13 protein-coding genes and 1 pseudogene are annotated in these 14,807 nt (G+C 62.6%); 13 read left to right on the top strand and 1 reads right to left on the bottom strand.

The annotated features are described in order from the left end of the window. Nucleotides 1-3 precede the first annotated feature (3 nt). The 9 genes from ACEN8U_RS23815 (at nucleotide 4) to ACEN8U_RS23775 (ending at nucleotide 9,858) form a co-directional block, all read left to right on the top strand. A complete protein-coding gene (locus ACEN8U_RS23815) occupies nucleotides 4-1,278 on the top strand; it encodes an RluA family pseudouridine synthase (RefSeq protein WP_041745302.1) in 1,275 nt (424 codons plus the stop codon). Next, on the top strand, nucleotides 1,275-2,135 hold the full coding sequence (gene pgeF, locus ACEN8U_RS23810) for a peptidoglycan editing factor PgeF (protein ID WP_015002668.1): 861 nt from the start codon (nucleotides 1,275-1,277) through the stop codon (nucleotides 2,133-2,135). Before ACEN8U_RS23815 ends, pgeF begins: the two co-directional genes overlap by 4 nt. A 517-nt stretch (nucleotides 2,136-2,652) precedes the next feature. Next, nucleotides 2,653-4,491, top strand: coding sequence for a class I poly(R)-hydroxyalkanoic acid synthase (gene phaC / locus ACEN8U_RS23805; protein ID WP_310110488.1), 1,839 nt, complete (start codon nucleotides 2,653-2,655; stop codon nucleotides 4,489-4,491). Between the two features lie 115 nt (nucleotides 4,492-4,606). Further along, nucleotides 4,607-5,788: an acetyl-CoA C-acetyltransferase gene (locus ACEN8U_RS23800; RefSeq protein ID WP_013588450.1), complete on the top strand. Its 1,182-nt coding sequence runs from the start codon at nucleotides 4,607-4,609 to the stop codon at nucleotides 5,786-5,788. Between the two features lie 227 nt (nucleotides 5,789-6,015). Continuing rightward, entirely contained in the window at nucleotides 6,016-6,756 is a 741-nt protein-coding gene (locus ACEN8U_RS23795) for a 3-ketoacyl-ACP reductase (RefSeq protein ID WP_013588449.1), read from the top strand. Between the two features lie 127 nt (nucleotides 6,757-6,883). Further along, complete coding sequence (phaR, locus tag ACEN8U_RS23790) at nucleotides 6,884-7,486, top strand: polyhydroxyalkanoate synthesis repressor PhaR (protein WP_310110454.1); 603 nt, start codon at nucleotides 6,884-6,886, stop codon at nucleotides 7,484-7,486. 447 nt (nucleotides 7,487-7,933) lie between these two features. Beyond that, nucleotides 7,934-8,935, top strand: a complete 1,002-nt coding sequence (locus ACEN8U_RS23785) for an ATP-binding protein (protein WP_049799249.1) — start codon at nucleotides 7,934-7,936, stop codon at nucleotides 8,933-8,935. A 7-nt stretch (nucleotides 8,936-8,942) separates the two neighbouring features. Beyond that, complete coding sequence (locus ACEN8U_RS23780; RefSeq protein WP_013588446.1) at nucleotides 8,943-9,269, top strand: STAS-like domain-containing protein; 327 nt, start codon at nucleotides 8,943-8,945, stop codon at nucleotides 9,267-9,269. A 310-nt stretch (nucleotides 9,270-9,579) separates the two neighbouring features. Continuing rightward, the gene (locus tag ACEN8U_RS23775) at nucleotides 9,580-9,858 is read left to right on the top strand and encodes a hypothetical protein (RefSeq protein WP_013588445.1); all 279 of its coding nucleotides are present in this window, start codon (nucleotides 9,580-9,582) and stop codon (nucleotides 9,856-9,858) included. 23 nt (nucleotides 9,859-9,881) lie between these two features. Here the strand turns inward: ACEN8U_RS23775 and ACEN8U_RS23770 are convergent. Continuing rightward, nucleotides 9,882-10,261, bottom strand: a pseudogene (locus tag ACEN8U_RS23770) (recombinase family protein); the annotation flags it as partial. Between the two features lie 133 nt (nucleotides 10,262-10,394). On the opposite strand from ACEN8U_RS23770, the gene ACEN8U_RS23765 reads away from it, so the two are divergent. From ACEN8U_RS23765 to ACEN8U_RS23750, 4 genes are all read left to right on the top strand, one after another. After that, nucleotides 10,395-10,547, top strand: a complete 153-nt coding sequence (locus tag ACEN8U_RS23765) for an AlpA family phage regulatory protein (protein ID WP_157097351.1) — start codon at nucleotides 10,395-10,397, stop codon at nucleotides 10,545-10,547. Between the two features lie 73 nt (nucleotides 10,548-10,620). Continuing rightward, nucleotides 10,621-11,052, top strand: coding sequence for a helix-turn-helix transcriptional regulator (locus tag ACEN8U_RS23760; protein WP_013588443.1), 432 nt, complete (start codon nucleotides 10,621-10,623; stop codon nucleotides 11,050-11,052). Beyond that, the gene (locus ACEN8U_RS23755; RefSeq protein WP_013588442.1) at nucleotides 11,052-11,585 is read left to right on the top strand and encodes a hypothetical protein; all 534 of its coding nucleotides are present in this window, start codon (nucleotides 11,052-11,054) and stop codon (nucleotides 11,583-11,585) included. The genes ACEN8U_RS23760 and ACEN8U_RS23755 overlap by 1 nt, the downstream gene beginning before the upstream one ends. Nucleotides 11,586-11,954: 369 nt before the next feature. Continuing rightward, a complete protein-coding gene (locus ACEN8U_RS23750) occupies nucleotides 11,955-14,804 on the top strand; it encodes a toprim domain-containing protein (RefSeq protein ID WP_013588441.1) in 2,850 nt (949 codons plus the stop codon). The last annotated feature ends 3 nt before the right edge of the window (nucleotides 14,805-14,807 follow it).

Here is a 14,807-nt window from a genome sequence, read left to right as displayed (position 1 = left end):
TCAATGACCCGCTCAAATACTCCAGGCGCTGCAACCGGTGCCGGGAATAGCAACGAAGATTATAACGTAAGCGCCGACCCCTCCGACGCGTTGGGCCCGGATTCCCTCGACGACGATCTCGGCGCCGACGCGCTCGGCAAGGGCGCGCTCGCGAGCACCGTGCCGACGGTGGCAAACCGCGTCGCGGACGAAACGCCGCGCAGCGTCGTGGTGCCCGACGAGCTGGCGGGCGAGCGCCTCGACAAGGTGCTCGCGCGCGTCTTTCCCGAATTCTCGCGCAACCGTCTGCAAAGCTGGATCGAGGCCGAGCGCGTGCGCATCGACGGCAAGCCGGCAAAGATTCGCCAGCCGGTGCCGCTTGGCGCGACCATTGAGCTCGTGCCCGACCTGCTGCCCGAACAGCTCGCGTTCACACCCGAACCGGTGCCGCTTGACATCGTCTACGAGGACGACACGCTCGTCGTCATCAACAAGCCGGCCGGCATGGTCGTGCATCCGGCCGCCGGCAACTGGAGCGGGACCGTGCTGAACGGTCTGCTGTACCGTTACGGCGACGCGGCGGCGGGCTTGCCGCGGGCGGGCATCGTGCATCGGCTCGACAAGGAAACCTCGGGCTTGATGGTGGTCGCGCGCACGCTCGAGGCGCAGACCGACCTCGTGCGCCAGCTGCAGGCGCGCACGGTGAAGCGCCGCTACCTCGCGCTCGTGTGGGGCAATATGCCGGAAGAAGGCACGATCGACGCGCCGATCGGCCGCGATCCGCGCGAGCGCACGCGCATGGCGGTGGTGACGGGCGCCTCGGGCAAACCGGCGCGCACGCATTTCCGGCGCGTCGACACGGCGCTCTGGCAACGGCAGCCCGTGACCGCGATTCACTGCGATCTCGAAACGGGCCGCACGCATCAGATTCGCGTGCACTGCGCGCATATCGGGCATCCGTTGCTGGGCGATCCGGTGTATGGACGCGCGCGCGGCAAGCGCTCGGTCACGCCGCTGCCCGGCGACTTCGCGCGCCAGGCGCTGCATGCGTGGCGGCTCGGTCTGATTCATCCGAAAACCGGGCGGACGATGCAATGGCGCGCGGATGTGCCGGAAGATATCGCGGCACTCTCGGCGGCGCTGGGCCTCGGTCGCGACGATGCAGGCGAGTTCGACGAAACGTATTATGAGGAAGACGGCTACGAAGCCTCGTTCGGCGACGAGCCGGCCGATCTCGCCGAATACGATGAAGACGAAGCCGCCGACGATTCACATGAAGACGAGGACGACCGCGCATGACGCACCTGCCCGAGCTGACTTTTGCTGACGTCGTGCAACCGGCGTGGAACGTCGCGCCGCGCGTGCGCGCGCTCGTCACCACGCGCAACGGCGGCGTGAGTGCGCCGCCGTTCGGCCGCTGGCACGACGGCGCGGACGAGCCCGGCGGTCTCAATCTCGGCATGAAGTCCGGCGACGATCCGGCCGCGGTTGCGGCCAATCGTGCGCGGCTTCTCGCGCTCGCCGGCGTGAGCGAGGCGGCGTGGCTCGCGCAGGTGCATGGCGCGCGCATCGTCGGCGCGCAGGCGGCGCTGCGCGAAGCACAGGCGAGCGGCGCGCCGCCGCAAGCGGACGCGAGCGTGACGGACCGCGCGGGCATCGCCTGCGTGGTGATGGTTGCCGACTGCATGCCGGTGCTGATCTGCGACGAAGCGGGGCGCGCAGTGGGCGCCGCGCACGCGGGATGGCGCGGACTCGCGGCGGGCATCGTCGAGCAAACGGCGGCGCGTGTCGCCGAACTCGCCGGGCGAGAAGCGAGCGCGCTGCGCGCCTATCTCGGACCGTGCATCGGGCCGCAGTCGTTCGAAGTCGGCCCCGATGTGCGCGACGCCTTCCTGCATGCCGCCATGGCCGGCGAACGCGACGCCACCGCGAGTGCGTTCGTCGCGCATCCGCGCAACGCCGGCAAATATCTTGCGGATCTGCCGGCGCTGGCCCGCCTGCGCCTGCAGCGCCTCGGCGTCACGCGAATCGCGGGCGGCGATCTGTGCACGGTGACCGATCGCGAGCGCTTCTATTCATACCGGCGCGATCGCGAAACGGGGCGCATGGCCGCGTTGATCTGGCTTGACGACGGCGCTCAGACACTCGGCGACTGATGCGGGCGCGAACCATTTTGCGAAGCGCCATCGAAAATGGTTGTTCGCACATGCGACGATGTGTTTTTGCTGCGCTGCCGGAAGGCGTTGAGTCGAACGGGACGGGCCATTCAGCAGCGCATGTGAGCGGTCGATAAATGTGAATTAAGCGCGGCAATACCGCGTTTTTTTCGCTAGCCGCCATTCAGTTGACATATGTCTGAAAATGTCGCTCGGCGATACAGGGAAAACGATAATTAAAAAACTATCGCACTGCGGCAAAATCGGGAACAAGCATTGACATGCCTTGCGATGGGGAGCAAGAATGTTCCTCACAGCTCCTCGTACATGGGACAGGGCGTGACGAGGTCGCGAGCGATCGCCCACGTGCGCAGAACCTGCCTCTCAACCGTCCGCAAGGACTCACCGGTCAAAAGCAGGTATGGCAGCTTCTCATTCCTCAGCTTCCCCCAGCACCGACTCCTCGAAGGAGCATACGCAGCAGTCCGATACGAACGGCGCAACTCCTGCCGCGGGCATGCAGCAATTTTTCGACGCATGGTTGAACGCGTGGCGCTCGCTCGGCGCGGGGGCGGCCAGCAACGGCGCGCCGTTCGCGATGCCGCAGGTTGCGCCGGTGCAAGGGACGACGCCCTTTGGTCTGCCGCCCATGCCGTCGTTTCCCGGCATGCCTGACTTCAGCAAGCTGGCGGCGGGCGCCATGCCCGGCATGCCCGGCATGCCATCACTCGCCGGTTTGAACATCCCGGCCGCGGCGATTCCGCCTGAACGTCTGCAGAAACTGCAAGCCGACTACACGCGTGAAGCGATGGTGCTGTTGCAGCAGGCGGGCGGCAGCTGCGCCGCGCCGATTGTGCCGGAGTTGAAGGACCGCCGCTTCAGTTCCGATGCATGGAGCGCGACGCCGGCCTTCGCCTTCACCGCCGCCTGGTATCTGCTGAACGCACGCTATCTGCAGGAAATGGTGGACGCGCTCGAAGCCGAGCCGAAGGTCCGTGAACGCATCCGTTTCGCCGTTCAGCAATGGACGGCTGCCGCCTCGCCGAGCAATTTCCTCGCGTTGAATCCGGAGGCGCAAAAGACCTTGCTCGAAAGTCAGGGCGAGAGCTTGCGGCAAGGCGTGATGAATCTGCTCGCCGACATGCAGCGCGGCAAAATCTCGCAGACGGACGAATCGCGCTTCGTGGTCGGCGAAAATCTCGCGACCACCGAAGGTTCGGTCGTCTTCGAAAACGACCTGATCCAGCTGATCCAGTACAAGCCGCGCACGGCGACCGTGCGCGAGCGGCCGCTTCTCATCGTGCCGCCTTGCATCAACAAGTACTACATCCTCGATCTGCAGCCGGAGAACTCGCTGGTTGCGCATGCGCTCGATTCCGGGCACCAGGTATTCCTGATTTCCTGGCGCAATGCGGATGCGTCCATCGCGCATAAAACGTGGGACGACTACGTCGGCGAAGGCGTGCTCACCGCCATCCAGACGGTCAGCCGGATCAGCGGCCGCGAGCAGATCAATACGCTCGGTTTCTGCGTCGGCGGCACGCTGCTCGCCACGGCGCTCGCGGTGGCGGCGGCGCGCGGCGAACATCCTGCCGCGTCCATGACGCTGCTGACCGCGATGCTCGACTTTTCGGACACCGGCGTCCTCGACATCTTCGTCGACGAGGCGCACGTGCAGATGCGCGAGCAGACCATCGGCGGCAAGAACGGCGCGCCGCCGGGACTCATGCGCGGCATCGAATTCGCCAACACGTTTTCGTTCCTGCGGCCGAACGACCTCGTGTGGAATTACGTCGTCGACAATTACCTCAAGGGGCGCACGCCGGTACCGTTCGACCTGCTGTACTGGAACAGCGACTCCACGAGCCTGCCGGGCCCCATGTACGTCTGGTATCTGCGCAATACGTACCTCGAAAACCGTCTGCGCGAGCCGGGTGCCGTGACCACCTGCGGCGAGCCGGTCGACCTGTCGAAGATCGACGTGCCCACTTTCATCTACGGTTCGCGCGAAGACCACATCGTACCGTGGCAAACGGCGTATGCATCGGTGCCGCTCCTTACCGGGCCGTTGAAGTTCGTGCTGGGCGCGTCGGGCCATATCGCCGGCGTGATCAACCCGCCCGCGAAAAAGAAACGCAGTTACTGGACGCTGGAAGGCGACGTCAAGACCTTGCCGGAGAATCCGGACGAATGGCTCGGCGACGCGAAGGAAGTGCCCGGAAGCTGGTGGCCCGAGTGGACCACGTGGCTCGATCAGTACGGCGGCAAGAAAATCAAGCCGCGCGCCGCGGCGGGGTCGGAGGAATTCCCCGTCATCGAACCGGCGCCGGGGCGCTATGTGCGGCAGCGCGAGTAAGCGTCCGGTCGCGCCGGGCGCAACGAAGCAAACGAGCAGGCTATTTCACGAGCAACGAGATTTTTAACTTGACGGGCCACGGTCTGCTGGACCGGTAAGCCCGGAGGATATGGAAATGACTGATGTTGTGATCGTATCGGCCGCCCGCACGGCAGTGGGCAAATTCGGCGGGTCGCTGGCGAAGATCGCCGCGCCCGAACTCGGCGCGACGGTGGTTCGCGCGGTATTGGAGCGTGCGGGCGTGAAGCCCGAGCAGGTGAGCGAAGTGATCCTCGGGCAGGTGCTGACGGCGGGCTCGGGCCAGAACCCGGCGCGCCAGGCGTTGATCAAGGCGGGTCTGCCCACAGCGGTGCCCGGCATGACGATCAACAAGGTCTGCGGCTCGGGCCTGAAAGCGGTCATGCTGGCGGCCAACGCGATCATCGCGGGCGACGCGGACATCGTGATCGCCGGCGGCCAGGAAAACATGAGCGCGGCGCCGCACGTGCTGCCCGGTTCGCGCGACGGCTTCCGCATGGGCGACGCGAAACTGGTCGACACCATGATCGTCGACGGCCTGTGGGACGTGTACAACCAGTATCACATGGGCGTGACGGCGGAAAACGTCGCGAAGGAATTCGACATCACGCGCGAGGCGCAGGACGCGTTCGCGGCGCTGTCGCAGAACAAGGCGGAAGCCGCGCAGAAGGCGGGCCGTTTCGACGACGAAATCGTGCCGATCGAAATTCCGCAACGCAAGGGCGACCCGCTGCGCTTCGCCACCGACGAATTCGTGCGTCACGGCGTGACGGCCGAGTCGCTGGCGGGGCTGAAGCCAGCGTTCTCGAAGGAAGGCACGGTGACGGCGGCCAATGCGTCGGGCCTGAACGACGGCGCGGCGGCAGTGCTCGTCATGTCCGCGAAGAAGGCGGAAGCGCTCGGCCTCACGCCGCTTGCGCGCATCAAGGCGTACGCGAACGCGGGCGTCGATCCGAAAGTGATGGGCATGGGCCCGGTGCCGGCGTCCAAACGCTGTCTGGAGCGCGCGGGCTGGAGCGTGAACGACCTCGACCTGATGGAAATCAACGAGGCGTTCGCCGCGCAGGCGCTCGCCGTGCACAAGCAGATGGGCTGGGACACGTCGAAGATCAACGTGAACGGCGGCGCCATTGCGATCGGCCATCCGATCGGCGCGTCGGGCTGCCGGATTCTCGTCACGCTGCTGCACGAAATGCAGAAGCGCGACGCGAAGAAGGGCCTGGCTTCGCTGTGCATCGGCGGCGGCATGGGCGTCGCGCTCGCGGTCGAGCGCATTTGACGAAGCGCGAGCGCGGCGCGTTCAGGCGCCTTTGAAGTGGGAAGCGCGCTGAACACGTGGCGGAAAGCGCGGTGTAGAAGCGCGCCGTTTGCCATAGACGGCGCGCGGGTGAGAGCAGCCTCGCCGGCCGGTCGCCCGGCGGCATGTGAATCAAGCATCAGACGAGGCAGAGGTAGCCGGTCGGGCGAGCCGGCCGGCGCCTCAAAAACGACAATGGAGTCCAGGTTATGACACAGCGAATTGCGTATGTAACGGGCGGGATGGGCGGCATCGGCACGAGCATTTGCCAACGCCTGCACAAGGAAGGCTATAAGGTCATCGCGGGCTGCGGCCCGAATTCGCCGCGCCGTGTGAAGTGGCTGGACGAGCAGAAGGCGCTCGGCTTCGACTTCGTCGCATCGGAAGGCAACGTCGGCGACTGGGAATCGACCAAGGCCGCGTTCGACAAGGTGAAGGCCGAAGTCGGCGAAATCGACGTGCTGGTGAACAACGCGGGCATCACGCGCGACGTCGTGTTCCGCAAGATGACGCACGAAGACTGGACCGCGGTGATCGACACCAACCTGACGAGTCTCTTCAACGTGACGAAGCAGGTGATCGACGGTATGGTCGAGCGCGGCTTTGGCCGCATCATCAATATTTCGTCGGTGAACGGGCAGAAGGGGCAGTTTGGCCAGACCAACTATTCGACGGCAAAGGCCGGCATTCACGGCTTCACGATGTCGCTCGCGCAGGAAGTCGCCACCAAGGGCGTGACGGTCAACACCGTGTCGCCGGGCTACATCGGCACGGACATGGTGAAGGCGATCCGCCCCGACGTGCTGGAAAAAATCGTCGCGACGATTCCGGTGCGCCGCCTCGGCCAGCCGGATGAAATCGGCTCGATCGTGGCGTGGCTCGCCTCGGACGAATCGGGTTTTGCCACGGGTGCGGATTTCTCGCTGAACGGCGGTTTGCATATGGGCTGAGCTGGAGGCGCGCCGCTCACAAGGCAGCGCGTCGGCTCGGATGGTTCCGGCGGCGTCCCGGTTGCGCACAGGCCCGATTGCGCAGCCGGTACGCCGTCCGCGCTCTACTTGCGCTCAAAGGCGTTACATGACCACTACTACAAAGAAGGCAGCCGAACGACTGATCAAGAAGTATCCGAATCGGCGGCTGTACGATACCGAGACAAGCACGTACATCACGCTGACGGACGTGAAACAGCTCGTGCTGGACCAGGAGGATTTCAAGGTTATCGATGCGAAGAGCAACGAGGACCTGACGCGCGCGATCCTGCTGCAGATCATTCTCGAAGAGGAAAGCGGCGGCTTGCCGATGTTTTCGTCGTCGATGCTGTCGCAGATCATCCGTTTCTACGGCCATGCGATGCAGGGCATGATGGGCACGTATCTGGAGAAGAACATCCAGGCTTTCATCGACATTCAGGCCAAGCTCGCCGACCAGTCGAAGAACCTGTATGAAGGCAAGGCGATGAACCCGGAGGTCTGGTCGCAGTTCATGAACATGCAGGCGCCGATGATGCAGGGCATGATGACGAGCTACATCGAGCAGTCGAAAAACATGTTCGTGCAGATGCAGGAGCAGATGCAGAACCAGGCCAAATCCATGTTCGCGACGTTCCCGTTCGGGCCGGGCGGTGCCAATGCCGCGGCGCCCGCGAATCCGCAGCCGAATTCGGAAGCGGAGAAGAAGTAGGACTTCCCGGGCTGCATCCTCGCATGCGGGCGGCTGCCCGCGGCGTGGGGCTTTGCGCGCTCGCGGCAGGCAGGGCGCCCGCGCGCTGCGCCGGGCGCTCCCGGGGCAAGCTTGGCGGCGCGCGGTACAATAGCGGGTTGCGTGCGCGGCACGCTACATCACAACCGGCGCCTGTGCTTTTTCAGTCGTCCGTCATCGCCGCGCCCTCTCCAGTACCGCCCTTTGTCGCCACGTCACCGCTATACGCCGGATTCACCTATGTCGCAGACCACTCCCTCCGCCTCGCCGACGGCTTCCAGTCCGAAGGTTGGCTTCGTCAGCCTCGGCTGCCCGTAGGATAATTTAAATATACCATGTGTTCGGCGCTCCCACCCTGATGGACTGCTACGATAAAGGGCCGAAAAGTTGACGGGAGTGCCGGGCGTCATAGCGCGCTCGAACATAAAAATGCCAGCTAGCCTGATCCTTCCCAAAAAAGTGTCCGTCGTGACGCTTCCTTCGACGATGGCGTTCTTCGCGTCGCTGTATTCCCATGAGGGTGAAGAGATCCATATCGATTGCAGTCAATTCGACTTTGCAGATCCCATGGGGCTCTGCTTCCTCCGTTATCACCTTGACCTCGTCACGTATTTGGACTGCACAGTCCACTTGGACGGACTAGTAGATTGGCTGGCACTGTACCTGGAGCGCATGGACTTTTTTGCAGGGCTCGACAAGGTTTACTGTCTGAATAAGCCCGCAACGCGAGTTCGTGCCTCGCTTGACCACGTCCTAGTGGAAATGACCAAAATCGAGTACGAGCACGAAATTGATGCGGCGGCGGGTCGTTTGGCGAAAGCGATGGTCGGTGCTTCCGAGACTTCGACGGAGCCTGACCCAGATGGGATGAAGCCCAGTCCAGCCGATCGCCTCCAAGCGGTGTTGCAATACGTTTATTCCGAATTGATCAACAACGCCGCATTCCATGGTCGTGCGCGTGGTAGGAAACAGTCAGAGATCTGGGTTGCCGCCCAGTATTACAAAAAGAGCGGCGACGTGCGCTTGGCTATCCTTGACGATGGTTGTGGATTTCTGGAAAGCTTGCGCGGGCATTCCGCCCTAATGGAAGAGACTGACGCGAGCGCGATTGAGGCTGCTTTACGTCCGCGAGTTAGCTGCAATCGAGACGTGCTTAGAGGAAGAGGCCTCGACTCGGCAAACCAGGGCATAGGATTGACGGCGTCGAAAGCACTGACGATCGCGGCAAAAGGAACTGTCGATATTTTTAGTGGCCGCGCATGGTACCGGGAAAACCCGACCGGTAGACACTTTCGACAGCTACGATTTCCTTGGCAGGGCGTTGGTGTGGCCCTGACTATGGAACGTGCATTGCTTCAGGAAATCGAAATTGCGAGTATTATCAGCAATGTAGCACCTCTGCGTGAGCGGAGAAGTTTCAATTTTGAGTGAGGTATGTATGGTACGGGATGATGCAGTCAATGCGGTCACCCCTCCTAAGGGGTTCTATGGTACGCGATCGCGCGCCTTCGAATTCCGCGATCAGATCGAGCATTTCCTGGACACGGATGCTGAGCGAATCATCATAGAGTTTGAGGGCATCTCTGCCACGCAATCTTTCATTGATGAGTTGCTAGGTGTACTTATTGTCCAGAGGGGCATCGACACCGTACGTCGGTTGGTCTTCAAGGACTGCTCAGAGGATCTGAAAGCGATAATTGGCTTTGTGCTCAACGATCGAATTGAGCAGTTGGAAGATGCTCGCCAGGCACAATCCCGACATTGACGCTCTACGACGGAATGGCTCTTGCGTCGATAGAAAACTCCGTCCAACAAGAGAAGCGGCGCCCAGATTGGAGCGCCGTTTTTTTATGCCTTGTGCCGTGCGGGCGAATTATTTATTGCGCCCGACCTGAGCCCGAAGTGATACGCCTTCTCCGGTGAAGACCCTTGGGCGCGCCTTCGAGGCGGCCACCAACAGATTAATGACGATTTTCGTTTAAAAACAAAGGGTTGAGTTCGCTATTGAGCCGCAGTAGACTACGAATGCGCCGGCACTCCTGCTCGAGCGCAGACTTTCAATAGTCAGGAAACAAATGACGGCGCAACGAATTAAAACAGCCAACGATCCACGTATCGGGGATTTGCGGCACTCCGTAATAAGCGCATTTAGCTATGCCGGCTTTTGCGTGACAACCCCGAATGGGGAACCCGCGATGCTTGCCGTAGTGGACAAAGATGGCAACGTGATCGAGTCGGGGGCGGATGTGGCGATCGCCGCCTGGAACGTGGCAATCCATGCTTACCGCAACTTCCTACAAGGGGCCGGGCACCTGCGCGTGCATGCAGGGCCGCCGCAGAATGAGAGCGCTTGAACCGAATGGCCACGGGCTGACGCCTATGTAATCGCCGCCCTCCGAACGCACATTATCGTCTGGCGCGTCGTGTTGAAGCCTCGGGCGAGTTGGGCCACGGATGCACCTGCGGCTAGTTGTTGAAGCGCTTCTACCTCCTCAGCATCTGTCAGCGCGGCGGGACGCCCAAGCGCCTTCCCTGCGGCCTTCGCACGTGCCAGTCCGCCTGGGTGCGCTCGATCAGCCGGTCGCGCTCGAACTCAGCGACGCGGCCGAGCACTCCCATTGTCATCTTTCCGGCGGCACTAGTGAGATCAAGGCCACCGAGTGCCAGACAGTGCACCCGCACGCCCATGTTGGCGAGACGTTCGACGAGTGCGAGGACGTCCATCGCGTTGCGCCCAAGCCGGTCGCTTTCGTACACATCGTTCGCATACGTTCGCACGAATTCACGCGTGTTCGAATGGTCGTGACAGCACAGTTTCCCCGTTGGCGCACGGCGCCGCTATCAGGAGGGAAGGGTGAGGGACCTTCGAACGATTGACCTTGAGGGGGTCATGCAGATGACCGGAACGAGAAAGACGAAGCTACACGAACTGCGCAAAGCCAAGCAGTTTCCGATGCCGGCAGAGCTTCCAGGCCGCGCTGTGCGGTGGTGGCTCGCCGACGTTGAGCAGTGGCTCGCGGCGCGTCGCGCCGGGGGGCCGTGAAGTGACGGAGCTCGATGACGACGTGATGATCAATCGGTATGACGGCGCAGGCGGCCGAACGCCAGGAGATCCCATGACGGACCCCGATCCGTTGCGAGTGATTTCCATCGGCGATTTACGACGCGCGCTGGACGTCTCGGCGGGCGTGATCGCCCGAATGGGCAAGCGGAATGAACTGCCCATGCCGATCACACTGACGCCGCGCGGGACGCGGCTATGGCTCGCGTCCGATGTGCGCTCGTGGCTTGCGGGGAAGCCTGTCGACCGGACACCGCCGACGCCTGCTATGCCGGGGCATGCGTCGCGCGTGGCTGAGGCCGCTGGCTACGAAGACGACGACGCGCGCGACGAGCAACGTTATGCGCCACGACGAAGCTGCCGGTCTGCGGACGACGTCGAGGCGGAGCGTCGAGAACCAGGCGAGCTCCAGCGCGTTCTTCGCGCTTGGGCTGCGGAGCGTGCGATGGGAGCGACCAACAATATTCTTGAAACGGAGCAAATCTGATGACCAATTTCAACTGGTTCAATCCGGCGCCTGACTTCGATCCTGTGACACTCAGCGCTGACGACGTCAGGGAAATCGCGGCCGGGACGATTGACCCTTGGTTCTGCGCGATGGGCTGGGAGTCTTTCCAAGCGGACGAGCGAGGCATCGAGTGGATACCGCCGTGCGACGTGCCGACGGAGAAGCGGCAGGGCTTACGAGCGTTTTGGGACCGCCGCACGCCGGGGCGGGTAACCGTGTGCGCCGATGGTAAGGCGATAGATTGCGCAAATCCGTTCGAACTCGTGTTGGTGCTGGCGAAGGTGGCGCGGCACACGGGCATTGGTTGTGTCGATGCCGTTCGGCTTCAAGCGTGCTGTGGCCGGTTTTTGCAGTTCGGTAACGCGTCGCTCGAGTTACTGCGCCGCGCGGTCGCCGATGTCGTTGCTGAACAGCAGGTTGGGGACGCTGAACGCGAAATATACCGTCGGCTGGACATGCTGGGCAACCGCCGGCGCTCGGCATACGCGCGGAGCGATGCGGACCGACGCTGATGCTAGTCGATGACTCGGTAGCACAAAAAAGTTTGATTTGCCGTCGTGATGGCCGGATGTCCGTCAGGCAACGTTTTGCGGGCGGTTGTCACGAATCAGACACCTTCGCGGGCTGGCGTCAACGACTACCGGTTCCCGGGCGGCGCCGGTAGGATCGCGACATCGGCCCACTAGTTGGAGCCAGCAGGGCGGCTCATGCCGCAGTGTTTAATCTCCGGTGTTTCCCGGCAAATAAGAAAGCCGGGCCCGTTGGACGCGGGACACCGGCTTTGGAAGCTACAGCGATGGATTTTACAGCAGGACTCGTGCGGCGTCACGTTTGCACTACTAATTTCTTAGAAAATTGCCTTGACATCGTCGGGGGGGCTCATGCATGAGACCGCCGCCATCGAAGAATTTGTCGACGCGATGTTCGAGAAGGGGATCAAGGTTGATCCGACCAAGATCATTGCTGACGGGAAACTGCATCGCATCCACGTCGAAGGCGACAACCCGACAGAGCAGAACGGGTGGTACGTTCTTCACTCGGATGACCATCCGGCGGGCAAGTTCGGCTGCAACCGTCGATATGGATACGACACGTCGTTTCCGTGGAAGTCGAATGCGGAGCGCACGCCGATGACGGCGGAGGAGCGGCGCGCCTATCGCGAGAAGATGGAAGCCCAGCGCAAGCAGCGCGAGGAGGAGCTGGCGGCGCAGCACAAGCGCGCGGCTGAGCTCGCGAACCGTATTTGGGATGAGGCCGTGAAGTGCACGGACGACTCGCATCCGTACCTGCGGCGCAAGGGCGTGAAAGCGCACAGCCTGCGCATCGGAACCTGGTACAAGTTCGTGAACGGCGAGCGGCAGAAGATCTCAGATAAGGCGCTGCTGGTGCCGATCCGTGACGCTGAGAAAAACATCCTGTCGTTGCAGGCCATTCTGCCGGACTCGAACAACTCGCTCGGCCGTGACAAGGATTACTTGAGCGGTTCGGACAAGCACGGCCGCTTCTACGCGTTCGGTCAGCCGCAGACCGTCAACGGCAAGGAAGTGGTCGTTATCGCTGAAGGCTACGCGACGGGCGCGTCGGTGCACGAGGCGACGGGCCATGCCGTGATTGTGGCGTTCGACGCGCCCAATCTGCTGCCAGTGGCGCAGGCGATCCGCAGCCGCGATCGCTTCAAGAATGCGACGCTCGTGATCGCGGCCGATAACGATCAGTGGACGCTCAAGCCCGTAGAAAACCCGGGCCTGACGCGTGCGCGCGAGGTGGTCGAGGCGGTCGGCGCGCGCATCGCGCTGCCGCCGTTCGGCACTGAGACGGGCGTCGAGGACGCGAGCGGCAAGAAGCGCGGTCCGACGGACTGGAATGACTGGGCAATGCTGCACGGCAATGACTCGGTCAAGGCGCTGTTTGACGAGGTGCTCGCGGATACAGTCGAGGCGGATCCCGAGCAGGACGTCGCGCCGTGGGCGGCCGCCAGCACGCAGAGGGTGCTCGAGCAGGCGCAGTCAGCGGCGAGCGTGCAGATGGAGGAGCGCGCGGTGGATACGATCGCCGAGCCGCCGGACGATACGCTGGTTGAGAATGGCCACTTCACGATCCTTGGGCACGACCACGGAAAATATTTCTTCCTCAAGCACAAGACGGGGCAGGTGCTTACGCGCACAAAGTCCGATTTCACGGACGCCGGGCTGATCGAACTGGCGCCACTGAACTGGTGGGAGATGCACTTCCAGAACGGCAAAGAAAAGGGCATCGACAAGCGCGCGGCGACGGAATTCATCGTGCGCACGGCTGACGATCGCGACATCTATGATCCTAGCCGGATTCGAGGTCGTGGTGCGTGGATCGACGACGGCCGTGTCGTGTTCCATCACGGTGACGTGCTTACGGTCGACGGCAAAGAAACGCCGGTGGCCAAGATTCGCTCGCACAACGTGTACGAGCGATCGGCTGCGCTTCCGGAACCTCATGCCGCTCCGCTCACCAATGAACAGGGTAGAGCGCTGCTCGAGCTCATGCAGGAGTTCCGCTGGAACATGCCAGCATCTGCGCTCCTGTTCGCCGGCTGGATTGCGCTGGCACCTGTCTGTGGCGCTATCGAATGGCGTCCGCACGTATGGCTGACCGGCGGTGCGGGCTGCGGGAAGACAACGCTCGCTGCGATCGCTAACAGGCTGCTTAAGGGCACCGCCGTCTTTGCGCAAGGCAACTCGACAGAGGCCGGGATCCGCCAGAAGTTGAAGGCAGACGCGCGGCCCGTACTGATGGACGAGTCCGAATCGACTGAAGAGGGCGACGTGAAGCGGGTCCAGTCCATCTTGTCGCTGATCCGCCAGGCGTCGTCGGAGTCGGGTGCCGAAACGTTAAAGGGCACGGCGGACGGATCTGGAATGAGCTTTCACATTCGCAGCATGTTCGCGCTGGCGTCGATCCAGGTCGCGTTGAAGAACAAGGCGGACATCGACCGCCTGACCGTACTTACGCTGCGAAGCGCGAGCCAATCGAGCGTATCCGATCGACAATGGGCAGAGCTCAAGGACCGAATTCATAGCTTGGTCGTGCGTGATGCCGATGTCTCGCGTCGACTGCTCCGGCGCGCGATCGACCTGATTCCGAAGACACTGAAGAACATCGAGGTGTTCACCGAAGTGGCTGCGCGCAAGTTCAGCTCACAACGTGATGGCGACCAGTACGGCACGCTGCTGGCCGGCGCGTGGTCGCTGGTGTCGGATGAGGTGGCGACGGCGGCTGAGGCGCAGGAGTTGATCGACGACTACGAATGGTGCGAGCACCGCGCCGGGGCCGAAGTTGACGATTCGCAGGCCGCGCTCGAGGCATTGCTCGACGCGAACGTCACGTTGGACATGAGTGGCGGCAACTCGACCATTTCAGAGCTTCTTGCGATCGCGGCAGGTCGTCACGTGGATGACGCAGAGCACATCAAAGACAAGGATGCGCGCCGCACGCTTGGCCGGCACGGACTTAAGGTCGGCAAGATCGGTGAGAAAAACTATGTGTTCCTTGCGAACAGCAACGCCGAGCGTGACAAGCTGATGGCTAAAACGAGGTTCAGCGTCGGCCTGAGGGAGATCCTGTTGCGTTTGAACGGAGCCGGACCCGGCACGCAGATCGCAAAACGCAAAACAGAGGGGTTCCCCACCCACAAGAACTCGGTCGGATTCTACGTTGTGCCGCTCGACGTCGTCCTGGGTGAAGACGACCAATTTTAGCCG

The sequence above is a fragment of the Paraburkholderia phenoliruptrix genome, assembly GCF_047325075.1.
In the GTDB taxonomy this organism is placed as follows: Bacteria; Pseudomonadota; Gammaproteobacteria; order Burkholderiales; family Burkholderiaceae; genus Paraburkholderia; species Paraburkholderia phenoliruptrix.
Note: the sequence above shows the minus strand (reverse complement) of the source record. Positions and strands in the feature narration are given on the sequence as shown.